Source organism: Streptomyces sp. SID13726, assembly GCF_010548375.1.
In the GTDB taxonomy this organism is placed as follows: domain Bacteria; phylum Actinomycetota; class Actinomycetes; order Streptomycetales; family Streptomycetaceae; genus Streptomyces.
In genome coordinates, this window is sequence record NZ_JAAGLY010000006.1 from 167,845 (window position 1) to 192,681 (window position 24,837).

Genomic DNA, 24,837 nt, shown 5'->3' on the forward strand with positions numbered 1-24,837 from the left:
ATTCGGTGGTTCCGGGAGACAGGGAGCACGCGCCCGCGCAGGACATGCCGGTGCCGTGGCAGCGGGCACGGGTGTGGGTTGCTTGGGTGCGGTGCGTCGCGAAGGGCGCCGGAGTCGCCTGGTGGGGGCTCATCGGGGTGAGCGCGGGCGAGGGCGCGGGGATGCCTGACGGTAAGTCAGGACGGTGGTGGCGCCGACCGCTCGGAGCGGTGGGCCGAGGCCGAGCGTCGCGCTGCGCACGGCACGCGGTGCACAACGGGCTCTGCTGGTAGGGGTGTTGCCGAACCGGGTACTACCGGGCGTCTGTCATGTCGGACTCTCTGTTCGGTGTCGTGGACGGGTCGCCGAGGTCCGCACGACGAGGCTGGGCGGTATCACGATGTGGGGTCTCTCGCCGGACGCCGGGATCCCGGCGTCCGGATCACCGACGATCTCGATCAGCGCGCGCAGGGCACGACGGCCGAGTTCGTCGAAGTCCTGGCGGACGGTGGTCAGCGAGGGGCCGAAATACTCGGTCTCCGGCATGTCGTCGAAGCCGACGACACTGATGTCCTCCGGCACCCGGCGCCCGTCCTGCTGGAGGGCCCGCAGCAGGCCGAGGGCCATGTGGTCGTTGGCGCAGAACACCGCGGTGACCTCGGGGTCGGCGGCGATCCGGCGGCCGTGCTCGTATCCGGTGCGGGCCGTCCAGTCCGCGCCGACGAGCGGATCGGGCACCGGCGCCCCACGCTTCTCCAGGGTGGCGCGCCAACCGGCCTCGCGTTCCTGGGCGTCGAGCCAGGAACGCGGTCCGACCAGGTGATGCACCGTGCGATGGCCGAGGTCCAGCAGGTAGGAGGTGGCGAGTTCGGCACCCGCCTCGTTGTCCACGGCGACCGAGACCAGCGCGGTGTGGGTGCCGCAGCCGACCGCGACCAGGGGTACGTCCGCCGGCACGTTCGCGAGTGCGCCCACCGCGGCGGTCTGCGGAGCGATGACGACGATGCCTGCCACACCCTGGTTCCGCAGCCGGTCGACGGCGTCCAGGACCGAACGCCGGTCGAGGGCGCCGACCGCGGCCACGGTCACGAAGTACTCGTGTTCCCTGGCCGCCTGCTCGATGCCGTAGAGCATGCAAGCGGGGCCGTACAGCGTGGTGTTGAAGCTGATGACACCCAGGGTGCGGGTGCGTCGGGTCGCCAGGGTGCGGGCGGCGGCGTTGGGCCGGTAACCGAGTTCGCGTACGGCGGCGAGGACCCGTTCCCGGGTGCGGGGCCGGACGTTCGGGTGGTCGTTGAGGACCCGGGAGACAGTCTGGTGCGAGACGCCCGCGATCCTGGCCACGTCCGCCATCACCGGTGCGCGCTCTCCGTCCACAGTCCGCCTCCTCACACATCGTCGTGTCGTGTACGTCGTGACGAATTGTTAGCGCACACATTCTTCGAGGGTCAAGGCGATCCGGAAGCCGCGGGGACGGGAATTCGCAACCGTGTGGAATTCGTCAAGTACGGCCTCACCAGCGGCTACTGACCCATCGAAGATCACTTCCGGCACGGTGACGGACTCGAGTAAACAGACGGCACAGCTTTTGTTTCCGCACTCTTGACCGTCCCCCCGTGTTGACCCGGTATTCATCCGGCCGTAAAAAGACGGAGCCGCGAGAGCGACCGCTCCCCCACGACTGACCCCACGTGAACAACATGTGCCCAGGTCAGACTCCCTCCCCATTCCCTCCGCCGCGCCGCGGATCACCGACGCCTCGCGAGGGCCCGGAATGTTAGCGCCAACATCCCCTGTCCCCCTCCCCAACGACGGAAGAGGTTCACCGTGAAAGGTCGAGTGCCAGGTCGAGGGTCAGACCGCCGACGCCTCAGAGGACTCCTGCTCACCGTGGGCGCGGTCCTCACCCTCCTCGCAGGAATCCTGGCCGGGGTCGTGGGCACCGCCGGCACAGCCGCGGCCGCTTCGTCCCTGCCCTGCGACATCTACGCGTCCGCCGGGACACCGTGCGCCGCGGCGCACAGCACCACACGAGCGCTCTACGCCTCGTACAGCGGCTCCCTCTACCAGGTGAAGCGCGCCTCGGACTCCGCCACCACGAACATCGGCGTGCTCAGCACGGGCGGCTACGCCAACGCGGCAACGCAGAACTCCTTCTGCTCCGGCACGACTTGCACCATCACGAAGATCTACGACCAGAGCGCGAACCACAACGACCTGACCATCGAGGGGCCCGGCGGCAACGGCGGCCAGGACGTCGGCGCCATCGCCGACGCCCTCCCGGTCACGGTGGGCGGCCACGCTGCGTACGGCGTCTTCGTCTCCGCCGGCGTCGGCTACCGCGACAACAGCACCACGGGCATCGCCACCGGCAGCTCCCCCGAGGGCGCGTACATGGTGACCAGCGGCCACCACGTCAACAACCGCTGCTGCTTCGACTACGGCAACGCCGAGACGTCCGGCAACGACACCGGCAACGGCCACATGGACGCCATCAACTTCGGTACGGAGTGCTGGTTCTCGTGCACCGGTTCGGGCCCCTGGGTCGAGGCCGACCTGGAGAACGGCCTCTTCTTCGGCGCCAACGGCTCATACTCCGGCAACACGGGCATCTCCAGCGAGTACGTCACCGCGATGGAGAAGAACAACGGCACGTCAACGTACGCCATCAAGGGCGGCAACTCCCAGTCGGGCTCCCTCAGTACGTTCTACAACGGGGCGCTACCGACGACGAGCGGCTACGCCCCGATGCACAAGGAGGGCGCCATCGTCCTCGGCACCGGCGGCGACAACAGCAACGGCTCCGACGGCTCCTTCTTCGAGGGCGTCATGACGTCCGGCTATCCGACGGACGCCGCCGACAACGCCGTACAGGCGAACATCACTTCGGTCGGCTACACCACCCCGGCCGCGACCTTCCCGGTCACCGGCACCGCGTACCGCCTGACCAACACCAACTCCGGCAAGGTGTTGGACGCCGTCAACTGCGGTACCGCCAACGGCACTTCGATCGACCTCTGGGCCTCGCTCGGGAACACCTGCCAGCAGTGGAAGTTCGCGAGCGCGGGCAACGGCCACTACACGATCACCAACGTCAACAGCGGCACGGTCCTCGACGACAAGAACTGCGGGCAGAGCAACGGCACCGCGGTCCAGTTGTGGGCGTCGCTCGGCAACACGTGTCAGCAGTGGGACGTCACCAAGGTCGGCAGTCACTACACGATCTCCAACGTCAACACCGGTATGACGCTGGACGTGACGAACTGCGGCACGGCCAACGGGACGGTGGTCCGGCAGTGGCAGCAGTTGGACAACACGTGCCAGCAGTGGGACATCGCCCCGTGATCTGACGCGAGGGCGGCGCAGGCCCGCGCCGCCCTCGCACCTGACGCCCCTCACCCCCTTGCTCTCTCTGACAAAGGAACCGCGCATGCCCTCAGAAGCCGGACCGTCCCGCAGAACTGTCCTGACCGTCCTCGGCGCCACGTCCCTGGCGGGGACCTTCGCCGGGTCCGCTCCCGCAGCCGCCGCTCCTGCGGCCACCCCCGTCACCCTCCCCGCCCCGGCCGTCCACTGGACCTTCGACGAGGGCTCCGGCACCACCGCCGCCGACGCGTCCGGCAACGCCCGCACGGCCACCCTCCAAGGCGCGGCGGGCTGGGGCGACGGCAAGGTGGGCGCCCACAGCCTGAGCCTGACGGCAGGCGGCAACGCCACCGCGTCGGGTCCGGTGGTCGACACGTCCAAGGCGTTCTCGGTGTCGGCCTGGGTCAACCTGGCCCAACTCGGCGGCTACCAGACCGCGGTGAGCATCGACGGCACGGCCGTGAGCGCCTTCTACCTGGGTCTGCGCGACGACACCGGCACCTTCGCCTTCGCCCGTCTGGCCTCGGACGCCACGCAAGGAGCCGCGGTGGCGGCCGCCGCCTCCGCCCCGACCGCCGGGACGTGGACCCACCTGGTGGGCGTCAGCGACTCCGCTGGGGGTGTGACCCGCCTGTACGTGAACGGCGTACTGGAAGGCGAGACGGCTTACACGGCGGGCTGGGCCGGCACGGGCGCCACGGCGATCGGCCGCGCGCTGTACGGCGGCGGGCAGGTCGACCAGTTCCACGGTCTGATCGACGACGTACAGCTGTTCCCGACGGCCCTCACCTCCGACCAGGTGGCGACGCTGGCCGGGGTCCCCGTGGAGTCCACGACCCCGCTGCTCAGCGTGGACGTGGCCCATCCCGCGCACGCGGTCTCCCCGATCCTCCCGGGCCTGATGTTCGAGGACATCAACCACTCCGGCGAGGGCGGCATCTACGCCGAACTGGTGCAGAACCGCTCGATGATGGCGAGCGACACGGCTCCGGTGCACTGGTCGGCCGTAGGGGGAACGACGCTGACGCTGGACACGGCCACCCCTCTGAACGAGGCGTTGAACCGCTCCCTCAAGGTGCAACTGCCCAGCGGTACAGGGCCTTCGGCCCGATCCGGTGTCGCCAACGACGGCTTCTGGGGCATCCCGGTGCGCCCCCGGACCACGTACACCGCCCGCCTGTTCGCCAAGGCGTCGCGCCGCATGGGCCCGCTGACCGTGTCGATCGAGTCGGCGGACGGCGGCACGGTGTACGCCTCGGCCCATGTGCCGCACATCGGTACGGCGTTCCCCGACCGCCCCTTCGAACTGACCCTGCGCACCGGCGCGCACGCCCCCGTCACCGGCGACGCCCGGCTGACGGTCACCACCGCCGCCCCGTCCGCCGCGGGCGGGACGCTGTGGCTCCAGCACGTCTCCCTCTTCCCGCCGACGTACAACAACCGCCCCAACGGCCTGCGCGTGGACCTGATGGAGAAGTTGATCGCCCTGAAGCCGAAGTTCCTGCGCTTCCCCGGCGGCAACTTCCTGGAGGGCAACACGATCGCGACCCGCTTCAACTGGAAGAACACGATCGGCCCGGTGTGGGAACGCCCGGGCCACATGGACGACGCGTGGGGCTACTGGTCAACGGACGGCCTGGGCCTCATGGAATACCTGCACTGGGTGGAGGACATGAAGGCCCAGCCGGTCCTGGCGGTCTTCGCGGGCTACGCGCTGAAGGGCGAGCACGTGACGGGCGACGCCCTCCAGCCGTATGTCCAGGACGCGTTGGACGAGATCGAGTACGTGACGGGCCCGGTGACCAGCAAGTGGGGCGCCCGGCGCGCGGCCGACGGCCACCCGAAGCCGTTCCCGCTGGAGTACGTGGAGATAGGAAACGAGGACTGGTTCGACGGCTCGGGCTCGTACGACGCGCGCTTCACGACGTTCCACGACGCGATCAAGGCGAAGTACCCGCACCTGAAGCTGATCGCGACGACGACGGTCACGAGCCGCACGCCGGACCTGATCGACGAGCACTACTACTTGGCCCCGTCGGCGGCGCAGGCGGCCACCCACAAGTACGACAACAGGGACCGCACGTCGACGAAGGTGTTCGTGGGCGAGTGGGCGGCGCAAGAGGGCCGCCCGACTCCTGACTTGAACGCGGCGTTGGGCGACGCGTCGTGGCTGGCGGGCCTGATCCGCAACTCCGACCAGGTGTTGATGGAGTGCTACGCCCCGCTGTTCTCCAACGTGAACAACAATGTCTGGGCGACGAATCTGATCGCCTACGACAACCTCACGAGCTACGTCTCCCCGAGCTACTGGGCCCAGCAGATGCTCACGAGCAGGCTGGGCGAGACGGTGCTGCCGGCGACGGCACGGGCTCTGCCGGGCCTGGCGACGGTGGTGACGCGCTCGGGTAAGCACGTGTACCTCGCGGTGGTGAACTACGGGACATCGAAGCTGGACGTGCCGATCGAACTGAAGGGGCTGGCCAAGGGGGTCAAGAGGTCCGCGACCGCCACGATCCTGACGGGTCCGTCCCCGACAGCCACGAACACGCTGTCCGAACCCACCACACTCGTCCCCAGAACCACGGGGGTGACCGGAGCGGGGAAGACCTTCACAACGACCCTGCCGCCGCTCTCGGTCACGGTCCTGGAACTCACCCTGACCTGAGAAGGAGGCGGGGTCACTCCCCGGCGTCCCGGCGCCTCAGGCACTCGGCTATGAGCGCGCGCAGCTCGTCCACCGGTCCCGTCCCCTCGGTTTCCAACCGGGCGAGCGCGCGCGTCGCCGGCTCGATCGCCTCGCCCCAACGGCCCACATGGGCGAGGAGGAACCCCACGTTGACCAGGGGTGCGAGCTCGGGCACCGGGCTGAGGGCGATGTGCTGGAGGTACGCGTCGGCGGCGTCCTCCGCATCGCCCAGCTCGTGCAGCGCCCAGCCGAGATAGAAGTAGGCGTTGGCCAGGCCGTCGTGCATCCGGTACTGGCCGAACACCTCGACCGCTTCCCGCAGCAACGGCAGCGCCAGGTCGAACCGGCCCTCGGCGATGTGGTGCTCGGCGGCCGTGCCGAGCGCGTTGGCGAGACGTGGGACGTTGCCGGTGTTCCTGGCCAGCTGGATGCGGTCGAGGGTGGTCCGAAGGGCACGTTCGGACTCTCCCGTGGCGGTGTACAGGTCGGCCAGCAAGGAGAGCGTGACGCTCTCCTCGTCGGTCAGTCCGTGGTCGCGGGCATACTCGACCGCGGAACGCAGCAGGCGTTCAGCGCCCGCCATGTCCCGCCGGGCCAGGGCGACTTGGCCGAGACTGCCCATCGCCCGAGCGACGCTGGGCGGGTGGTCGATACTCCTGGCCAGCTCCTCCGCCCGCCCGTACGCCTCTTCGGCCGCGGCGAAGTCACCGCGGTTCAGGGCCTGTTGGCCCAGGAATCCCTGGAGGTTGGCTTCGGCGTACGCCTCCGAGTCGTCCGGCCGAAGGGTGTGGGTCCAGCGGCCCGAGCCGCCGAACCGCGGGTCCAGCGCGGCAAGGACTCGTTTGCCCTCGGGGTTCAGTGTCACTCCCCTCGCCCGGAGGTCACTGAGCAACGAGTGGGCCTCGCCCAGGACTTCGGTGCCCTCCAGCGGTGCGATGCGCAGCAGCAGCCCGCCCAGGGCGAACAGGGCGATCGCCAGGGTCCGCGGCTCTTCCTCGCCGTCGGGCCGGGTGTCCTTCAGCCGCCGGTAGACGTCGACCGCGCGTCGCAGATGGCCGATCGCCTCCTCCGGCGGTACGTCCGGCAGCGCCGCGATCCGCTCGTACGCCAGGCCCAGGTCCCGCTGGGCCCGGACGTCCTGCGGCAGCAGCGCGCTGATGCGGGTGCGGATCCCGAGCGACCGCAGGAACGGCTCCCGTGCGGCCTCCGGTGCCTGCCCGCTCAGCAGTACGTCGCCGTAGCGGGCGAGCGCCGCGGCGAGGTTCTGTTGCACGGGGACATCGTCCGGCAGGAGCGCCGCGATCCGCTCGTATCCCTCCAGGGCCCGCGTGTGCCAGTGGACGGCCTGGGGCAGCCGGCGCCTGTCGTACTCGACCTCACCGAGGCTGGACTGGATGTGGAGCCACCGCATGGTCGGCTCGACGTTCTCTGGCGCGTCCTCGGCCGCGCGCCGCGCGATGTCCTCGGCCTGCGTGTACTCGCGGGCCGCCTCGGGAAGCCGGTCGGTGCTCTCGGCCAGGCGCGCGAAGTTGACGTGGGTGCGGATGAGGAACTCGGTGAGGAACGGGCTGTCGGTGAGGTGGATCTCCAGCGCGGCCATGCGCCGGTAGTGGGCCTCGGCCGTGGCGGGGTCGCCTTCCTGGAGGCTCAACTGGGCGAGGGATTCGAGGGGCGTGCAGTAGAGCGAGCAGACCGTGCCGAGGTCGGGGTAGCCCTCGGCGATCAGCCGCTCGCAGATCCGGGTGCCCTCGGTGAAGTGCTGCTTCGCCGTGCTCGGTTGGCCTTCGAGCAGGGCCAGGGAGCCGAGCCGCTCCAGTGCGACGGCGAGGTCGATGTCCGCGAAGGGCAGGGCGTCCGCCCCGCGCGCGGCCCGGTGGTAGATGTCGACCACCCGCTGGTAGGCCGTCGTGGCGGCGGCCCGGTCGCCGGTGTCCATGGCGAGGTCGGCCAGCCGCAGCAGGACCACCGCGTGCTGACGTTCCGCGAGCCGCTTCGACAGGGGATCGCTCGCCGACTCCACCTCGGCCGCGGTGGCGTCCCGGATCGTCTCCAGCAGCCGGCGGCGCTCGTCCGTGCCGACGCCGTCGCTGGTCAGCCGCTCGTCCAGGGGGCGCAGCATCATGTGCCCGAGCTGGAGGCGCTCGCCGATGCCCAGTCCGTCCTGGGCGAGCAGGCTCGTCAGCCAGGCTCCGCCGTCGGGTCCGGCGTGGTACCGGGCGGCCAGGGACTCCGTCGCCGCGCGGGCCTCTCCCGACTCCGGTTCGACGCGCGCGTACGTCCGTGCCGCGGCCTGCCGGTCGTCGGCGCCGACGAGATGGTGCATGAGTTCGCGCTGCCGGTGGACGTCGTCCGGCCGGATGTCCGTCAGGTGGGCGGCGATACGGCGGTGCAGATCCCGGCGCTCGGGGGGTGGCAGCGGATAGGCCTGCCGGGCTGCGACACGGAACTGGCTGTGCGAGAAGTCCCACTGCCCCGCGGATCCGCGCTGGACCAGGTGGCCGCGGAACACTCGTCGCACGCTGGAGAACAGCAGGTCGTTCCAGCCGACGCCGGTGAGGTCGCCCAGGACGGCGCGCAGATCGCTCTCCCGCCAGCCCTGCCTGCCCAGCGCCAGCATCCGGACCAGGCCCCGCAGCCACACCGATCCCGACGGCGCCTCGGCCTCCGTGCGCTCCCCGACGGCCATGTCGGCGACCGTCTCGGCGCGCCGCATCATGCGGAGGTACATGTCGTGCGGTGTGGCCGGCAGTTCGTCGACCACGGCGATCTGCATGGCGGTGAGGCGTTCGTCGGGGCGGCCCGGGTAGGTGGACGACCGCGCGAAGTCCTCGGCGTTGAGCAGGTTCATCTCCTGGCACACCAGTTCCAGCCACAGCGGTGAGCCATGGGCCGGCCCGTCCTCGGCCGTCCGCTTGGCGAGGATCGCCCCCTTCACCTCGCGGTTGGCGGTCCGCCGGTAGCGGCGGTAGATCGAGTCGACGAGTTCGGCTGCCTCCTCCTGGGCCAGGGGGCCGACCTCCAGTCGCCGGGCGCCGGTACGGCGGACCACCGCGTCGACGTCGTCCCCGGGCGTGGCCGTGAAGATCAGCTTCGCTCCTCGGGGCCAGATCCGCGGCAGCCAGGTCATCCTGCGGGCGCGCACCGCGGCCTCGAGCTCGTCCACCGCGTCCACGACGAGCAGGACCGGCCGCTCCGCGGCGATCTGTGTGAGCGCGCGGGCGAAGGCGTGCTCCAGATCGGCTCCGCCGAGGCCGTCGACGGATACCGTCGCCGCGTCTCCTTGAAGCTCCGTGAGCCACCGCCGCAGCATGGTGTCCACGGATCCGGCGACGCCGCTGATGCCCGCGGCGTGATCGAGCACCCGCAGATCGCCGGTGGCCCGCAGCCGTCGTACGAGTTCCGCGACCACGCTGCTCTTGCCGGATCCCGGAGGACCGGACACCGCACAGACCCCGGCCGCCGCCTGTCGTGTCGTGGCGAACCCGGACAGCTCGCGCAGCAGCGCCTCACGGCCGACGAAGTCCGCCGCACGGTCGTGCAGGAACTCGTCGAGCACCGCCCGTTCCCGGGTCTGCCAGCCGACGGCCGTGACTCGGGAGCGTGTTGTGGCCGCGTCGAGGTCTCGCCACAGGTCCTCCGCCACCATGGCCCGGAAGTCGCCGAGCCCCGTCACACGGCCCTGCTTCGGGTCCCAGGTCGCCCGGTACTCCCTGCACCGGGCCGGGCCCAGCCGCTCCAGCAGCTCTTCCTTCAGTGTGCGAAGCCGCTCCGCGTCTGCTCCGGAGTCCGTGAACCGCGCCCTGACGTCGTCCGGCGCACCGCTGAGGTCCAGGGTCCGGAGGTAGACGCGGGCACCGGCGAAGTCCCGGCTGTCCTGTTCCTGGAACACACCGAAGCGCAGTTCCAGGTCCGTCATGCTGCGGCCGGCCGTCGCCCCCGCGAAGCCCGCTTCCTCCGCCGCCATCCTGGCCAGTTGGTCCGGCACCCGCCAGCCATAGCGGTCCCCGATCAGCCCCAGCACGAAAGGCCTGCTGCGGGCCACCTCCTGGAGGCAGACCTGCACGACCAGCCGTGACTTGGCCGCCTCGTCGGCGTGCACGGTGGTGTCGACACCCAGCCGCAGATCGACCGGCTCGAAGTCGAACCACCGCTCACCCAGACGCTCGGCCAGTTCGGGAAACACGATGCCGGCGAGCAGATCCCGCTCGGCGTGAAAGTCCTCGAACGTGCTGGAAACGAACAGAGCCCGCGTCTGCCTGCTGAACTGCCGCACGCTTACCCCCTGTTGTACAGCGCTCCCCCGGACAGCACGTCCAGCGTAGCCGTCCGGTATGTCCGTACCGCCGTGCTTCCAGCGATTGAGGGGAGGGGTTCAACCACTTCTCAACCCCGAGTCGCTCTGCCGTCCTTGCCGAATACCCAGACCAACAGAGCGACCGGAGCGAACAACAGGGCGAGAGCGAGTCCGGCCACCACGACAGTCGTGCGTTCGGATCTGCTGAAGCCAGGTGTCCCGAAGCGGCCGAGGAACCACAGTACGACCACCGCCAACAGCAAGGTCTGGATCACCGAGACCAGAAAGCGGAACATCACCGCCATGAACCGTAGAGATCGGGTCTCGCGGGCCACCTGCGACACCCGGACGGACACATCACACCCCGGAGCAGTCAGAACCGGCTGAAGGCCTCCGCACCGCTCCGGTCGTCGGCGGGCCTGGTGAAAGTCACTCGGACAGTGCGCCGACCGGTGCGGACCACCAGGCCGTTGGCCAACTCCGCACCGCTCCTGCTGTGCATCAGCCACAGGTTGAGCGCCGCGCCGAGCAGCAAAGGGTCGAGATCCGGTTGGCGCGCACCCCATGGACGTAGCGAACGAGCCTCGAACAAGGTGCCCCGGAGCCAGACGACGGAGGACGCCTGGTCGATGCGCGCGACCAGTACAGCGGCGCCGGGCTTCCTCTGTGCCTCGCGCAGACACCACTCGGGTGGGTCCGGCATCGCGGCGGGAACGGTGCGAGCAACGACGTCAGCGCTCTGTGCCCACTGTGTGTGCGACGACTCGGTGGCGACCGCGTAGAACCCGCGGTCCTGTTCATGGTGCCCCGCCACCATCGGCCAGCGGCGTACCTCGACCGAGCCGTCGTCCGCGACGGTGCCGGTCACCTCGTACGCCGTGGGGGGCCGGCCACGCTCCGGCTCGGGGTCCGCGACCGGTCGCGGTTCGGGTGGCTGTCGTGGCGGACGTACCCCGCGGTGCTCCAGGAACGCGTACATCCGGTTCCGGGTCAGTTCCCCGGACTTGTCGACGTCCGCGAGCTGGCTGTCGATGACGGGGTGGAGGGCGCGTGGTTCGTGTTCCCTTTCGGCCCGCAGCAGTTGCTCGTACAGATCGCCCTTCGGATCGAGCGCGGGCGCGGTCCGTCCGAAGGCCGCGGCGGGCGAGACGGGGTCGAGCTCCTCGATGCCGGTCGTGGCAAGGAGCGTGAGACGGTCGGCCGCGGCGGAGTAGAAGGTGGTGCTGCCGTGGTCGCCGATGACCCAGTCGCTCGCCACGACGGCCGCACGCCATCCCTCCTGGGGCGGAATCACCATCAGGCCCGCGTCCATCGGTCCCCGCAGCCGCTCCCGCACGGTGGCCCACGAGTGCCTGGCCCAGACGTTGGGGTGGAACACGGCGGCGACGGCGAACTCGTCGGCCGGGAGCGCGGTGACCAGGTCCAGGGGCAGGTGGGGATGCCGCCCGAGCAGTGAGTGTTCGCTCCAGGTCGAGTGGATCACGACCAGTCGGCGCCCGTCGGAGACGCCGAGTCGTGTGCGGTACCAGTCCCGCTGGCCCTCGCTCTCCTTGAGCTGCTGGAAGCACCAGTCGCCGATCACGTGTGCGCGCGGCGCGGCTTCGGGGCAGGTCTGGAAGAGCCTGGCGAGCTGGTCGCGGTGGGAGAGACCGATGGCGGCGGGCACCACCTTTCCGCGGTGCACCAGCTCCTTGCGTGAAAGCCCCGCCGGCGACGTCGCGTTCCCGGTCGACTCGCTCACCAGGCGGTTGTAGCCGGCGCCGTGCGGCATCACCATCAGCGGAGCGTCCAGGCGGCGCATCGAAGGATGGACGGCGCAGGCCACGGCCAGGTGGAAGGAGCGCCGGGTTGCCTCCTTCCAGGTCAGCAGGTTCTGTCCGACCACGGAGGCCAGGTACTCGTGCAGGCCGTCGGCGAAGGCCGAGCCCGGATTGACCGTGTAGTACTTGGCGATGCCGTCCTCAGGGCGCAGCAGGTCCATGACGTCGAGCACCCGGGTCGCAGAGGTGAGGGTGCGAGCGACGCCCAGGACCTCCGCCTTGGGCTCCGGCCACGTGTTCCAGCGGGACCGGCCGCGTGGCAGGCGTGAGCGACGCATGAGGTGCAACGGGCTCTCCGGGGCATCAGGGAAGGAAACAGTGGAAGGCGGGTCCAGTCGATCACTCGGGCCGATTCAAGCGCCTCTGCGTGCCGGTTCGGCTCAGTCGTCCCCGGATTGCACTCCCGCGCTCCGGTGCAGTTCGCGCAGCTTCGCGTCGCATGCCGCGCGCAGTTCCGTGTCGCTCGTGCTCGCCGCCAGCTCGGAGAGGATCCCCAGCGCGCGGTCGAGTCTGGCGTACTGCCCGCGTTCGTTCGCCTGTTCCGCCGCGCGGATCGCCACTTCACTCGCGGCCTGCGGCCTGTCCAGCAGGCGCAGAGCCTGCGCTCGGACGATGTCGATGCGCGGCAGCATCCCGTGATCACCCTCACCTGCCGCCGTCGCCCTGGCGTCACCGAGCACGTCGAGTGCCTCGTCCGGGCGCCCGGCGGCCAGCAGCGCCTGCCCGATGTTGTACGTCTGCACCACGACACCGTGTACGTCCCGGGCAGCCGAGTTGGCTTCCAGGACAGCCGAGTTGGCGTCCAGGGCCTCGGTGAAGAGCGTGTGGGCGTCGTCGTGAGCGCCCAGGGCCAGGGCGATGAGCCCTTGCGTCTCCCGGACCATGCCGCGCAGTCGCGCGTCGGTGATCTCGTCGAGCAGCTGCTCGGCCGGGTCCAACGCCTGCCGGGCCTCGCCGTACGCGCCCAACCCGTAGTGTGCTCGGGCGAGTTGATTGCGCATACGTACCTCGGCGTCCGCTCGCCCGCATCTCCCGGCCGCCTCGATGCCCAGTGCGTGCGCCTCGATGGAGTCGCCATGGTGTTTGCGTCCGTCGAAGAGCGCCCACAGCGACTCGCACAGCTGCCAGACGATGTCGTCCCACCGTTCGTCAGCGGCGGTCCGGAGCAGGGCGAGCAGGTTGACCCGCTCCGCGTCGAGCCACTCCAGCGCTTCCGCCGAGTCGGTGAACAACCGCTCACCGGGCGAGAGTTCGTCCAGCGAGCGGGTCGGCGACGGCTGGAGCCGGAGACGCAGGGGGCCGAGCACGAGAACGTCCGCGTGTGAGGCGGCGGCCAGGTAGAAGTCGGACACGGCCCGCAGCAGGGCCCGGCGGTCCGCTTCCGGGAGCCGCAACGCCGTCTGCCGGGCGTGCTCCCTGACGGCATCGTGCGGCCGGAAGCGGCGAGGCCGGGCGGGCGACGGGACGGAGACCATCAGATGGGCCGTGAGCAGCTTGCCCACCGCGTCCTCCACCGCCGGCACACCGGCCGCGGCCGCGAGACCTCCGGTGACCGTGGTGCCCGGCAGACATCCCAGGAGGCGGTACAACTCCTTGGCGTGGTCGGGCAGAACGTCGTAGGCCATGTCGAGTACTGTCTTCACCGATGTGGTCCCGTCCTCACCAGGCGGTACGCCAGTGCCGCCGAGTACGTTCACCGCGTCGTCCAGGCTCAGGTGCGAGCGCTCCATCAGCCATACGCCGAGGGCATGCAGGGCCAGTGGCAGGCCGCTGCAGAGCCGCACCAACGTCTGGGCCGCGTCGTCCGCACCCGCCGCACGCCAGCGGCGCAGGAGTTCGACCCCGGCCCGCTCGTCGAGGGGGTCGACGGTGATGGGCACCGCCCCGTCCACGGCCAGAGCCGGCAGACCAGTACGGCTGGTGACGACGAGCAGACCTCTGGACGGTATGAAGGGTCGGACCTCCGCCGCCTGTCGGGCGTTGTCGACGACCACCAGGACGTCACCGCGTTCCGAGGTGTGGCTGCGGAACATACCGGCACGTTCACCCAGTCCGTTCGGGAGGAAATCCCGGTGCACACCCAAGGCGCGGAGGCAGCCGGCGAGAGCCCCCTCCACGTCCGCTCCGCCGTCGCGCCTCCCGCCGTCCAGATCGACATAGAGGTGACCGCCGGGATAGTCGGGCGCCAAGGCCCTGGCGACCCACTGCGCCACCAGCTGCGTCTTGCCCACTCCCCCGAGCCCGGAGAGGACGACGACCCCCGGCTCGCGCGAGTCACGAAGGGCCTCGGCGACCGAGCGCAGACGCTCAAGCTCACTGCTCCGATTCACGAACGTCTTGACGGGCGCGGGCATCTGACGAGGCGTCATATCAGGTGCCGTGAGCGTCATGGACATGTTTTCCACTCGCCCCACCATTGCGACCGAGCCGTTGATCACCGCATTGCCGGAGATGGAGTTGTGCGTGGTCGTCGCCATCCCGGCCTGCCGCTCGTCCACGTCGCCGCCTTCTGTTCGACCGTCATCCACAAGAAGCCTCAACGTACTACCTCGCGCGGCCGCCCCGAAGCCGCCCACTCGTGGCACGGACGATGGACCGCCGCATACGGTGGGCGGCAGGAACAGCAGGTCGAGGACGGGAAGAAACGAGGAGGCCCTATGGAGGCGGAACTGGTGACGCTGATCGGGACCGGAGCGACGACGGTCGTCGGTCTCATGGTCACCGACGCGTGGGAGCAGGCGAAGCAGCGCGTGGCACGCCTCCTCGCCCGGGGCGGTGAGCCCGACGCCGTGGCCGGGGAGTTGGAGGAGTCGCGCGGCACCCTCGTCGCGGTGACCGGCACCGCCGACGAGGCGGACCTCACCTCGGACCTGACGGCGTCGATACGGCTCCGGCTGCGCCGCCTCCTGGAGCAGGACCCTGACGCGGTGGAGGAACTCCGTTCCCTGGTCGCCGAGTTCGCCACCGACCAGGCCGAAGCACGCAGCGTGGTGAACAACAGCATTACTGGCGGGACACAGCACGGTCCCGTCGTTCAGGGACACACCTTCACGAATCTCACCTTCCACACCACCCGTGACGCCGCTGGGGACGGGAACGGCTGAGGCGACACACGATCTGGCTCACCCCAGGAAACTCAAGCGCACATGGCGGTTGGCGTTGGAGACATTCGTGTCCACCAGGCACACCGACTGCCAAGTGCCCAGTTCCAGGCGTCCGTTCAGAACCGGGAGGGTCGCGTGGGGTGGGACGAGGGCCGGGAGGACGTGGTCGCGGCCGTGGCCGGGGGTGCCGTGGCGGTGCTGCCAGCGGTCGTCGGCGGGGAGGAGGGTGTGGAGGGCGGCCAGGAGGTCGTCGTCGCTGCCGGCGCCGGTCTCGATGATCGCGATGCCGGCCGTCGCGTGGGGGACGAAGACGTTCAGGAGGCCGTCGCGGCCCGCGGCGGCCTCACGCAGGAAGGCCTCGCAGTCGCCGGTGAGGTCGACGATCCGCTCCGACGAACCGGAGGTGATGTTCAGGACTCGGGTGGTGAAAGCGTCTGACATGACCCCATCCTCACCCCTCCGGCCGGGATCGCACGGCACCCACGGCTCGAACTGCGATACCGCAGGTCCACTCCGCGAGACGCCATTGACCGTGGCCATGCCAGCTGGCTAGCTTCGGCGGCATGTTGCGTTCAGTCCTGCTCACCACGCGCGGTCACATCGACCTGCTGCGGGTGGCCTCCGCCGCGTGTCGCCGCGGCTGCTGACGCCCTCTTCTCGTACTTCTCTCGCGCCTGCGCTCCGCCCCACCCGTACGTCCGCTCCGCACTGATCCCCGATCCGTGACGCGTGGCTGACGTGGCGGCGCCCGGCCGTGCCCGTACCGCCACGCCCCCTCCGTGGAGCTTCCATGAGCATCAGCCATGCCCCGCCCCCACCCGGCCTCCCTGGGCCGGATATTTCCGATACGCCCACTGCTGAAGCCACCCCCAGAGACACCCCTCTCGACCTCGTCCCCCTCGTCCCCGCCTCCTCCCGCCGCAATCGGATCCCCCGTTGGCTACGACGCGCCACCGGCCCGCTCCTCCTGCTGGCGCTCTGGCAACTCCTCAGCAGCACCGGCACGTTGAAAGCCGACGTGCTCGCCTCTCCCGGCCGGATCGCCCAGGTCGCCGGTGATCTGATCGCCGACGGCTCCCTGGCCTCCGCCATGACGACCTCGCTCCAGCGGGTCGCGGGCGGGCTGCTCCTCGGCACCCTCATCGGCACCGGACTCGCCCTGGTGTCAGGGCTGTTCCGGATCGGCGAGGACATCGTGGACGCGCCGGTTCAGATGCTGCGGACCGTGCCGTTCGTGGGGCTGATCCCGCTCTTCATCATCTGGTTCGGCATCGGCGAGGCACCCAAGGTCGCCATCATCACGCTGGGTGTGACGTTCCCGCTCTATCTCAACGTATACGCCGGTATCCGGGGCGTGGACTCCCAGCTGATCGAGGCCGGGGAGTCCCTGGGGCTCTCGCGCTGGGGGCTCGTACGGCATGTGATCCTGCCGGGCGCGCTGCCCGGTGCCATGACCGGACTGCGCTACTCCCTCGGCATCGCCTGGCTCGCGCTCGTCTTCGCCGAGCAGGTCAACGCGGACTCCGGGATCGGGTTCCTGATGGTGCAGGCGCGGGATTTCCTGCGCACCGACGTCATCGTGGTCTGCCTGATCGTCTACGCCTTCCTCGGCCTGCTGGCCGACTTCATCGTCCGCTCCCTCGAAAGGCTGCTGCTGCAATGGCGACCGACGTTCACCGGGCGGTGAGCCCTCAGGTGTCCGAGGCATTCGGGTCCGGGACCGGGTCCACGGCTGGGTCCACGACCGGGTCCAGCACCGGCTCCGGGTCCGCGCCCGACCTCAAGGCCAAGGACCAGGCGCCCCACCCCGCCCACGCCGTCCACGTCCAGGGCCTCACCCGCACCTTCGACGGCCGTGCCGTCATCGACGACCTCCAACTCGACGTGCGCCCGGGCGAGTTCGTCGCCCTCCTCGGCCGCAGCGGCTGCGGAAAGTCCACCCTGCTGCGCATCCTCGCCGGTCTCGACCGGGACATCGAGGGCACCGTCCTGGTCCCGCGCCGCAAAGCCGTCGCCTTCCAGGCGCCCCGGCTCATGCCGTGGAAGAAGGTGTGGCGCAACGTCCTGCTCGGCCTGCCCGGCAAGCCCGCGCGCGCCGTCGCCGACCAGGCCCTGGAGGAGGTCGGCCTGAGCCACCGTACGGACGCCTGGCCCAAGACGCTCTCCGGAGGCGAGGCCCAACGCGCCTCTCTCGCCCGAGCGTTGGTCCGCGAACCCGATCTCCTCCTGCTGGACGAGCCGTTCGGGGCGCTGGACGCGCTCACCCGGATCAAGGCCCAGCGTCTGGTGGGTGAGCTGTGGCAGCGGCGGGGTTGCGCGGTGCTGCTGGTGACGCACGACGTCGAGGAGGCCGTTCTCCTCGCCGACCGTGTCCTCGTGATGGACGAGGGCGTCATCGCGCACAAGCAGGAGATCGACCTCGACCGGCCGCGGGACATCGCCGATCCCCGGTTCGCGGAGATCCGGGCCCGGCTCCTGGAACGCCTCGGCGTCGACACCGCCGCCGAAGCCGCCTGAACTCCCCCACCCACACACCGAGTTCCACAGAACGGACCCACCATGCGACGTCGCCTCGCCCCCGCCGCACTCCTCCTCCCCCTCGCCCTCCTGCTGACCGCCTGCGGCGGGAACGCCTCCGCCGGAACGGGCACCGACACCGACGGCAAGGGCTCGCTCACGCTCAACGTCGGTGACCAGAAGGGTGGTTCGGAGGCCATCCTGCGTGCCGCCGGGGAGCTGAAAGACCTCGACTACAAGATCAAGTGGTCGACGTTCACCTCCGGTCCGCCGCTTCTGGAGGCCGTCAACGCCAAGGCCGTCGACATCGGCGGTGTCGGCAACACCCCGCCGGTCTTCGCGGCCGGCGCCGACTCGAAGGTCACGGTCGTGGCGGCCTGGCACGGCACGTCCAAGGGTGACGCCGTCCTCGTACCGAACGATTCGAAGCTGACCGATCCGGCGCAGCTGAAGGGCAAGTCCGTTGCCGTGGCTCAGGGTTCCTCCGCCCACTACCAACTGGTCGCCTCCCTCAAGGAGGCCGGGCTGAGCCTGTCCGACATCAAGGTCAAGTATCTCCAACCGGCCGACGCCCTCGCCGCGTTCACCTCCGGCAAGGTCGACGCGTGGGCGGTGTGGGACCCGTACACCTCGCAGATCCTCCAGGCGAAGCAGGGGCGGGTGCTCACCACCGGCGAGGGGATCACCAACGGGCTGACCTTCCAGGTGGCGGCGCCGAGCGCGCTGAAGGACCCGAAGAAGGTCGCCGCGATCAAGGACTACCTGGAGCGGTTGCGGCGCGCCTACCAGTGGGTCTACTCGCACGAGCCGGAGTGGGCGAAGGTCTGGGCGAAGGAGACGGGGCTGCCCGAGGACGTGGCGCTGGCGGCGGTGAAGCGGACGTACACCACCCGGGTCGCGGTCGCCGTGGACCGGCAGCTCATCGCCTCGGAGCAGGAGATCGCCGACACGTTCACCGCGCTGAAGCTGATCCCGCGGAAGGTGGACTTCGGGAACTTCGTGGACACACGGTTCAACGGCACCCTCCCCGCATCGACCTCCGCACCCCGCCCCTCCGAGGACTGACCGGGGAAGATCCTCGGCCTCGCCACGGTTAGTAGAAGCGTGAACAACATGCGCGAGGTCGAGGTAGTCGTCATAGGCGCTGGTCAGGCGGGTCTCTCCAGCGCCTATCACCTGCGCCGCACCGGTTTCGAGCCGGAGCGCGACTTCGTGGTCCTCGATCACTCCCCCGCGCCCGGCGGCGCCTGGCAGTACCGGTGGCCGTCGCTGACGTACGGCAAGGTCCACGGGATGCACGCGCTGCCGGGGATGGAGCTCGAGGGCGCTGATCCGGAGCGGCCGTCGTCGCAGGTGATCGCCGAGTACTTCACGGCGTACGAGCGGACCTTCGACCTTCGGGTACGACGCCCTGTCGACGTCCGTGCCGTGCGGGAGGGCGTCGACGGGAGGCTGTTGGTCGAGACCTCGGACGGCATCTGGTCGACGCGGGCGCTGATCAACGCGACCGGCACCTGGGACCGGCCGTTCGTGCCGCGCTATCCGGGCCAGGAGACCTTCCGGGGACGGCAGTTGCACACCGCTCAGTACCCGGGGCCCGAGGCGTTCGCCGGGCTGCGGGTCGTCGTGGTGGGCGGGGGCGCGTCCGGCACCCAGCACCTGATGGAACTCGCCCCCTACGCGGCCGCGACCACCTGGGTGACCCGGAGCGAACCCGTGTTCCGCGAGGGGCCGTTCACCGAGGACGTCGGCCGGGAGGCGGTGGCCCTCGTCGAGGAGCGGGTGCGGCAGGGGCTGCCACCGAAGAGCGTAGTGTCGGTGACCGGGCTGCCCCTCAACGACGCGGTCCGGCAGGCGATCGCCGACGGCGTCCTGGACCGGCGGCCCATGTTCGACCGCATCACGCCCGAGGGCGTGGAGTGGGAGGACGGGCGGCGCGTGGACGCCGACGTCATCCTGTGGGCCACCGGCTTCCGGGCCGTCATCGACCATCTGGCGCCGCTGAAGCTGCGCGAGCCGGGTGGCGGCATCCGCGTCGAGGGCACCCGCGCGGTCGCCGACCCGCGGATCCACCTCGTCGGCTACGGCCCGTCGGCGAGCACGATCGGCGCCAACCGGGCCGGCCGTGCGGCCGTACGGGACGTCAGGCGGCTGCTGGCGGCGGAGCCCGTCGCCGCCTGAAGCCGTCTGACGTCCCGTCAAGTTCAGCTGGCCGCGGCCTTCTTCTTCTGGTTCTTGTTGAACTCGGCCACGTTGCGCCGGTGTTCCTCGTAGTTGTTGGTGAAGCGGGTGTCGCCCGGCTTCACCGTCACGAAGTACAGCCAGTCGCCCGCGGTCGGGGTGATCGCGGCGCGCATCGCGTCCTCGCCCGGGTTGTCGATCGGGGTCGGCGGCAGGCCCATGCGCTGGTACGAGTTGTAGGGGCTCTCGATCCGGGTGTCGGCGTCGGTGGTCTTCAGCGTGGAGCGGTTCAGCGCGTAGTTGATGGTGGAGTCCATCTGCAACGGCATCCCGCGCTCCAGGCGGTTGAAGATGACCCGGGCCACCTTCCCCATGTCGGCCCTGGTGGCCGCCTCGGCCTGGACGATGCTCGCGATGGTGACGGCCTGGTAGACGTTCATCGCGTTGCGCTGGGCGCCGGCCGCCATGGGGGCACCGTTGAACTTCTTGTTCGCGGTGTTCACCATGAACGACAGCAGCGCCTCGGGCGTCGTCTTCTTGCCGTTCTGCTCCAGCGGATAGGTCGCCGGGAAGAGGTAGCCCTCCGGGTTGCCCTCGGCGTCGTTCGGCAGCTTGAGATGCGCCTTGCCCAGGGCCTTCCTGGCGGTGCCGGGCGGCTGGGCGAGGGCTTTGTCGACGGCGTCGTAGATCTGCCCGGCCCGCCAGCCCTCCGGGATCATCAGGGTGGTGGGCTTCTTCTCCCCCTCGCTGTCCAGGCTCAGCAGCGGCACCGCCACGGCGGTACCGGCCACGACGGCCCCGGTCGCGATGAGGACGAGTCGGCCCCGGCGCGTCAGTCGAATCGTGCTCCGTGGCGGAGTGTTCATGTGCATGCGGGCACGGTAGCCCGCATATCGTCACAAACCCGGCATATCTTCAGCTTTTCGGTTTCGGTTCAGCGTGTCGGGCCTGCGGTTCGCTGCTTCAGCTCGTCGTCTCCAGCCGTGCCGCGTCCCGCCGGTCCGGCTCCAGCCGCGCGTCCCGGCGCTCAGGCTCCAAGCGCGCGTCCCGGCGTACGAGCGCCGCGTACCGGCCGTCCCGCTCCAGCAGTTCCTCGTGCGTGCCGCGCTCGGCCACCCGGCCGGAGTCGAGGACCACGATCTGGTCGGCGTTCCGGATGGTGGACAGGCGGTGCGCGATGGTGAGCGTGGTGCGGTTGGCCGACAGGGCGTCGATGGCCTCCTGGACGGCGTGTTCGGTGCGGGTGTCCAGGGCGCTGGTGGCCTCGTCCAGGATGAGGACGGGCGGGTCTCGCAGAATGGTCCGCGCGATGGCAAGGCGCTGCTTCTCCCCGCCGGAGAACCGGTGGCCGCGCTCGCCCACCACGGTGTCGTAGCCGTCGGGCAGCGCGGCGATGTGGTCGTGGATCTGCGCCGCCCGTGCCGCCTGCTCGATCTCCGCGTCGGTCGCGTCCGGCTTGGCGAAGCGCAGGTTGTCGGCGACCGAGGCGTGGAAGAGGTACGTCTCCTGCGAGACGACCCCGATGCCTCGCGCGAGGGTGTCGAAGTCGAGGTCGCGGACGTCGACCCCGTCGAGGGTGACCCGGCCGCCGGTCACGTCGTAGAGACGCGGGACGAGATAGCCGAGCGTGGACTTCCCGGCGCCGGTCGAGCCGACGAGCGCGAGGCTGCTGCCCGCCGGGACGTCGATGTCGATGCCGTCGAGGATCGGGCCGCCCTGGCCGTCGTAGCGGAACTCCACGTCCTCCAGCCGGACTTCGCCCTTGACGCGGTCGAGGTGGACCGGGTTGTCGCGCTCGGTGATGTCGATGGGTAGGTCGAGGTACTCGAAGATGCGCTGGAAGAGCGCGAGCGAGGTCTGGATCTGGACGCCGGTCGCCAGCAGGCTCACGGCGGGGCGGAACAGGCCCTGCTGGAGCGAGACGAAGGCGACGATCGTACCGATGGAGATGTCGGGGCCGCCGGTCTGGAGGGCGAGACCCGCGGTCCAGTAGATGACGGCGGGCATCGCGGACATGACGATCCCGATGACGGCCATGCGCCAGCGGCCGGCCATGTTCGACCGTACTTCGAGGTCGACCAGGCTCTCGGACTCGTCGGCGAAGGACCGGGTGAGCGAGTCGGAGCGGCCCATGGTGCGGCCGAGCAGGATGCCGCTGACGGAGAGCGACTCGGTGACGGTGGCGGCCATCGCGGCCATCTGCTTCTGGCGCTGAGTGGTGATCTTCTTGCGTTCATTGCCGACGCGGCGGCTGATCCAGATGAACACCGGGAGCAGCAGCAGCGAGACGACGGTCAGGCGCCAGTCGAGGGCGATCATCGCGACGATCGTGGCGATCACGCTGGTCAGGTTGGAGACCAGGGAGGTGGCCGTCGAGGTCACGGTGGCCTGCATGCCGCCGATGTCGTTGGCTATGCGGGACTGCACCTCGCCGGTACGGGTGCGGGTGAAGAAGGCGAGCGACATGCGCTGGAGGCGGCCGTAGACCGCGGTGCGCAGGTCGTGCATGACGCGCTGGCCGACCGTCGTGGAGATCAGCGTCTGCAGGACGCCGAAGATGCCGGTGAGGACGGCGCTGAGGATCATGCCCAGCGCGAGCAGGCTGAGCAGTCCGGTGCGGCCCTGGGGGATGGCCACGTCCAGCGTTTCCTTCAGCAGGAACGGGGTGGCGACGGTGACCAGGGAGGACGCGCCGACCAGCAGGCCGACGACGGCGAGCCGGGCGCGGTAGGGCTTGAAGAGCCGGAGGATACGGCGCACCTGACGGGGTTGGTCGGTCGAGGTGCCGGGCGTGGGGGTCCAGTCGATGTGATCGCGGGGCATGGTCTCCTGCGGAAGGTGTGAGGTTCAGGGTCAGCGGAGCCTAGCTCATTGTTACCTATGCTCACAATGAATTAGGTCCTGATATTGTTCCCGCATGACCACGCCCGATTCCGACGGTCTGCTGGCCGAGCAGTTACTCAGGCTCACCCGCCGGGTGTTCCGCATCCAGAAGCGCCAGCTCCATGAGCGCGAACTGGGTGTGACCCCCGCCCAGTCCCGGCTGCTGCGGACGCTCGCGCACTGGGAGACGCCGCCGCGGATGGCCGATCTCGCGGAGCGGCTGGAAGTGGTGCCGCGCGCGGTGACCACGCTCGTCGACGGTCTTGAGGCGAGCGGCAAGGTGCGGCGGGTACCGGATCCGACCAACCGCCGGGTGATCCGCATCGAGCTGACCGACGACGGCGTGAAGATCCTCCAGGAGCTGCGGAACGTACGACGGGCCGCCGCGGAGGAGATCCTGGCCCCGCTCTCGGCCGAGCAGCGGAAGGCACTCGGAGCGCTGCTGGACACCCTGGTCGAACAGTGCTGAAACGGGGTGCGGCCACCGCTCCGTAGGACGGGAGCGGTGGCCGCGGGTCTGGTTGGGCAGGGGCGTCAGCCGACCTTGGGGATGGGTTCCTTGGGGATGGGTTCCTTGGTGGCGGCCGGTGCCGTTGCGGGTTCTTCGTCCGCGTCGGACAGGCCGTCCGGCTCAGGCAGGCCGTCCGCCTGAGGTATTTCCTCGCCGCCCAGCACCTTCTTCGCCCGGTCGAGATCCAGCGCCCCCTCCCAGCGGGAGACCGCGAAGACGGCGACGCAGTTGCCGAGCAGGTTCGTCACCACGCGCATCGAGTCCATGATGCGGTCCACGCCGAGGAGCAGGGCGACGGCGCCGGCGGGGATCGCGCCGAGGGAGGACGCGGTGGCGGAGAGGGCGAGGAAGGCCGAACCGGGGATGCCCGCCATGCCCTTGCTGGTCAGCATGAGCACCAGGATCACGGTGATCTGCTGGCCGAGGCTGAGGTCGACGCCCACGGCCTGCGCGATGAACAGCGTGCCGATGGAGAGGTAGAGCGAGGCGCCGTCGAGGTTGAAGGAGTAGCCGGTGGGCAGCACCAGGCCCACGGCGTCGTCGCGGGCGCCGGCCTTGCGCAGCTTCTGCATCACGCGGGGCATGACGGACTCGGTGGACGCGGTGCCGAGCGCGAGCAGCATCTCCTCGCGGATGTAGCGCAGGAACTTCCAGAGGCTGAGCCCGGTGACCGCCTTGAGTGCGACCGCGAGCAGCACGATGAACAGCGCGGCGGCGACGTAGCAGAGGATGATCAGCTTGGCGTAGGTCTCGATGACACCGAGGCCGTACTGCCCGATCAGGACGGCCATCGCACCGAACACCGCGATCGGCGCGAGGCGCATCACGAAGCCGACGACGGCGAAGATGATCTCCTGGGCCTGTTCGATGGCGGGCAGTACCTGCGGGACCTTGGTGTGCCCGAGGTGCAGCAGCGCGGCGCCCACCAGGCAGGCCAGGATGAGGACTTGGAGCAGGGAGTTCTCGGCGAAGGCGCCGACGAAACTGGTGGGCAGCGCGTTGACGACGAACTCGGTCGTCGAGGGCAGGTGGCCGCCGCCCGTCTTGGCGTCGACGGCTGCGCTGTTGAGCGTGGCCGGGTCGACGTTCATCCCGGAGCCGGGCTGGACGACGTTGGCGGCGAGGAGCCCGATGACCAGCGCGAGCGTGCTCGCCACCTCGAACCAGATCAGCGCCTTGAGCCCGATACGGCCGAACGCCTTGAGGTCACCGGCCTTCGCGATGCCGACGACGACCACGCAGAACACGAGCGGCGAGATGATCGTCTTGATGAGCCGGGTGAAGCCGTCGCCGAGCGGCTGGAGGTCCGAGGCGAAGCCGGGCCACATCTTCCCGACGAGGACGCCGAGCACGAGCGCGCAGGCGACCTGCGCGAAGAGTGAGGTACGCAGTGTGTGTGCGACGCGTCGCGGCAGGGACGGGACGGACGGCGGCACGGGCACTCCTTGGGGGACGGGGAGCCGCAGAGGCCTGGACAGGACTTCTGCGATACGGAA

17 protein-coding genes are annotated in these 24,837 nt (G+C 70.0%); 8 read left to right on the forward strand and 9 right to left on the reverse strand.

Annotated features, from left to right (window positions below; genetic code table 11):
- Positions 1-306: 306 nt before the first annotated feature.
- Positions 307-1,332, reverse strand: coding sequence for a substrate-binding domain-containing protein (locus G3I78_RS17905; protein ID WP_164426235.1), 1,026 nt, complete (start codon positions 1,330-1,332; stop codon positions 307-309).
- Between the two features lie 537 nt (positions 1,333-1,869).
- Between G3I78_RS17905 and G3I78_RS17910 the strand changes: the two genes are divergently transcribed.
- Both G3I78_RS17910 and G3I78_RS17915 read left to right on the forward strand, forming a co-directional pair.
- Positions 1,870-3,324 carry an arabinofuranosidase catalytic domain-containing protein gene (locus G3I78_RS17910; protein WP_164425615.1) on the forward strand — a complete coding sequence of 485 codons (1,455 nt, stop codon included), beginning with the start codon at positions 1,870-1,872 and terminating at the stop codon, positions 3,322-3,324.
- 85 nt (positions 3,325-3,409) lie between these two features.
- Entirely contained in the window at positions 3,410-6,010 is a 2,601-nt protein-coding gene (locus tag G3I78_RS17915; RefSeq protein WP_164425617.1) for a LamG-like jellyroll fold domain-containing protein, read from the forward strand.
- Between the two features lie 13 nt (positions 6,011-6,023).
- On the opposite strand, the gene G3I78_RS17920 is transcribed toward G3I78_RS17915, so the two are convergent.
- The 4 genes from G3I78_RS17920 to G3I78_RS17935 all read right to left on the reverse strand — a co-directional run bounded on the left by G3I78_RS17920 (position 6,024) and on the right by G3I78_RS17935 (position 14,643).
- The gene (locus G3I78_RS17920; RefSeq protein WP_164425619.1) at positions 6,024-10,304 is read right to left on the reverse strand and encodes a tetratricopeptide repeat protein; all 4,281 of its coding nucleotides are present in this window, start codon (positions 10,302-10,304) and stop codon (positions 6,024-6,026) included.
- A 110-nt stretch (positions 10,305-10,414) separates the two neighbouring features.
- On the reverse strand, positions 10,415-10,660 hold the full coding sequence (locus G3I78_RS17925; RefSeq protein ID WP_164425621.1) for a hypothetical protein: 246 nt from the start codon (positions 10,658-10,660) through the stop codon (positions 10,415-10,417).
- A 38-nt stretch (positions 10,661-10,698) separates the two neighbouring features.
- Positions 10,699-12,423, reverse strand: a complete 1,725-nt coding sequence (locus G3I78_RS17930) for a hypothetical protein (protein ID WP_164425622.1) — start codon at positions 12,421-12,423, stop codon at positions 10,699-10,701.
- A gap of 102 nt (positions 12,424-12,525) precedes the next feature.
- Entirely contained in the window at positions 12,526-14,643 is a 2,118-nt protein-coding gene (locus tag G3I78_RS17935) for a tetratricopeptide repeat protein (protein WP_343243794.1), read from the reverse strand.
- A gap of 159 nt (positions 14,644-14,802) precedes the next feature.
- Here G3I78_RS17935 and G3I78_RS17940 point away from each other — a divergent pair, with 159 nt between their 5' ends.
- Positions 14,803-15,249, forward strand: coding sequence for a hypothetical protein (locus tag G3I78_RS17940; protein ID WP_164425624.1), 447 nt, complete (start codon positions 14,803-14,805; stop codon positions 15,247-15,249).
- Between the two features lie 18 nt (positions 15,250-15,267).
- Here G3I78_RS17940 and G3I78_RS17945 read toward each other — a convergent pair whose 3' ends face one another.
- A complete protein-coding gene (locus G3I78_RS17945) occupies positions 15,268-15,690 on the reverse strand; it encodes a secondary thiamine-phosphate synthase enzyme YjbQ (protein WP_164425626.1) in 423 nt (140 codons plus the stop codon).
- A gap of 349 nt (positions 15,691-16,039) precedes the next feature.
- Between G3I78_RS17945 and G3I78_RS17950 the strand changes: the two genes are divergently transcribed.
- The 4 genes from G3I78_RS17950 to G3I78_RS17965 are packed head-to-tail and all read left to right on the forward strand — an operon-like array spanning position 16,040 to position 19,947.
- Entirely contained in the window at positions 16,040-16,936 is an 897-nt protein-coding gene (locus tag G3I78_RS17950) for an ABC transporter permease (RefSeq protein ID WP_164425628.1), read from the forward strand.
- A complete protein-coding gene (locus tag G3I78_RS17955; protein ID WP_164425630.1) occupies positions 16,909-17,766 on the forward strand; it encodes an ABC transporter ATP-binding protein in 858 nt (285 codons plus the stop codon). Before G3I78_RS17950 ends, G3I78_RS17955 begins: the two co-directional genes overlap by 28 nt.
- Before the next feature lie 42 nt (positions 17,767-17,808).
- The gene (locus G3I78_RS17960) at positions 17,809-18,831 is read left to right on the forward strand and encodes an ABC transporter substrate-binding protein (protein WP_164425632.1); all 1,023 of its coding nucleotides are present in this window, start codon (positions 17,809-17,811) and stop codon (positions 18,829-18,831) included.
- Between the two features lie 39 nt (positions 18,832-18,870).
- The gene (locus tag G3I78_RS17965) at positions 18,871-19,947 is read left to right on the forward strand and encodes an NAD(P)/FAD-dependent oxidoreductase (RefSeq protein ID WP_164425634.1); all 1,077 of its coding nucleotides are present in this window, start codon (positions 18,871-18,873) and stop codon (positions 19,945-19,947) included.
- A gap of 23 nt (positions 19,948-19,970) precedes the next feature.
- Here the strand turns inward: G3I78_RS17965 and mltG are convergent, their stop codons facing one another.
- Together mltG and G3I78_RS17975 are read right to left on the reverse strand one after the other, a co-directional pair.
- The gene (gene mltG / locus G3I78_RS17970; RefSeq protein WP_164425636.1) at positions 19,971-20,819 is read right to left on the reverse strand and encodes an endolytic transglycosylase MltG; all 849 of its coding nucleotides are present in this window, start codon (positions 20,817-20,819) and stop codon (positions 19,971-19,973) included.
- Positions 20,820-20,910: 91 nt separating this feature from the next.
- Positions 20,911-22,770: an ABC transporter ATP-binding protein gene (locus tag G3I78_RS17975; RefSeq protein WP_164425638.1), complete on the reverse strand. Its 1,860-nt coding sequence runs from the start codon at positions 22,768-22,770 to the stop codon at positions 20,911-20,913.
- Between the two features lie 94 nt (positions 22,771-22,864).
- Here G3I78_RS17975 and G3I78_RS17980 point away from each other — a divergent pair, with 94 nt between their 5' ends.
- The gene (locus G3I78_RS17980) at positions 22,865-23,299 is read left to right on the forward strand and encodes a MarR family transcriptional regulator (RefSeq protein ID WP_164425640.1); all 435 of its coding nucleotides are present in this window, start codon (positions 22,865-22,867) and stop codon (positions 23,297-23,299) included.
- Between the two features lie 65 nt (positions 23,300-23,364).
- On the opposite strand, the gene G3I78_RS17985 is transcribed toward G3I78_RS17980, so the two are convergent.
- On the reverse strand, positions 23,365-24,777 hold the full coding sequence (locus G3I78_RS17985) for a cation:dicarboxylase symporter family transporter (protein WP_164425642.1): 1,413 nt from the start codon (positions 24,775-24,777) through the stop codon (positions 23,365-23,367).
- Between the last annotated feature and the right edge of the window lie 60 nt (positions 24,778-24,837).

Bases quoted from the DNA above. Each gene is read 5' to 3' on its own strand.
- G3I78_RS17905 (WP_164426235.1), bottom strand. From the start codon at position 1,332: ATGGCGGACGTGGCCAGGATCGCGGGCGTCTCGCACCAGACTGTCTCC.
- G3I78_RS17915 (WP_164425617.1), top strand. From the start codon at position 3,410: ATGCCCTCAGAAGCCGGACCGTCCCGCAGAACTGTCCTGACCGTCCTC.
- G3I78_RS17930 (WP_164425622.1), bottom strand. From the start codon at position 12,423: ATGCGTCGCTCACGCCTGCCACGCGGCCGGTCCCGCTGGAACACGTGG.
- G3I78_RS17940 (WP_164425624.1), top strand. From the start codon at position 14,803: ATGGAGGCGGAACTGGTGACGCTGATCGGGACCGGAGCGACGACGGTC.
- G3I78_RS17945 (WP_164425626.1), bottom strand. From the start codon at position 15,690: ATGTCAGACGCTTTCACCACCCGAGTCCTGAACATCACCTCCGGTTCG.
- G3I78_RS17950 (WP_164425628.1), top strand. From the start codon at position 16,040: ATGAGCATCAGCCATGCCCCGCCCCCACCCGGCCTCCCTGGGCCGGAT.
- G3I78_RS17955 (WP_164425630.1), top strand. From the start codon at position 16,909: ATGGCGACCGACGTTCACCGGGCGGTGAGCCCTCAGGTGTCCGAGGCA.
- G3I78_RS17960 (WP_164425632.1), top strand. From the start codon at position 17,809: ATGCGACGTCGCCTCGCCCCCGCCGCACTCCTCCTCCCCCTCGCCCTC.
- mltG (WP_164425636.1), bottom strand. From the start codon at position 20,819: ATGCACATGAACACTCCGCCACGGAGCACGATTCGACTGACGCGCCGG.
- G3I78_RS17975 (WP_164425638.1), bottom strand. From the start codon at position 22,770: ATGCCCCGCGATCACATCGACTGGACCCCCACGCCCGGCACCTCGACC.
- G3I78_RS17980 (WP_164425640.1), top strand. From the start codon at position 22,865: ATGACCACGCCCGATTCCGACGGTCTGCTGGCCGAGCAGTTACTCAGG.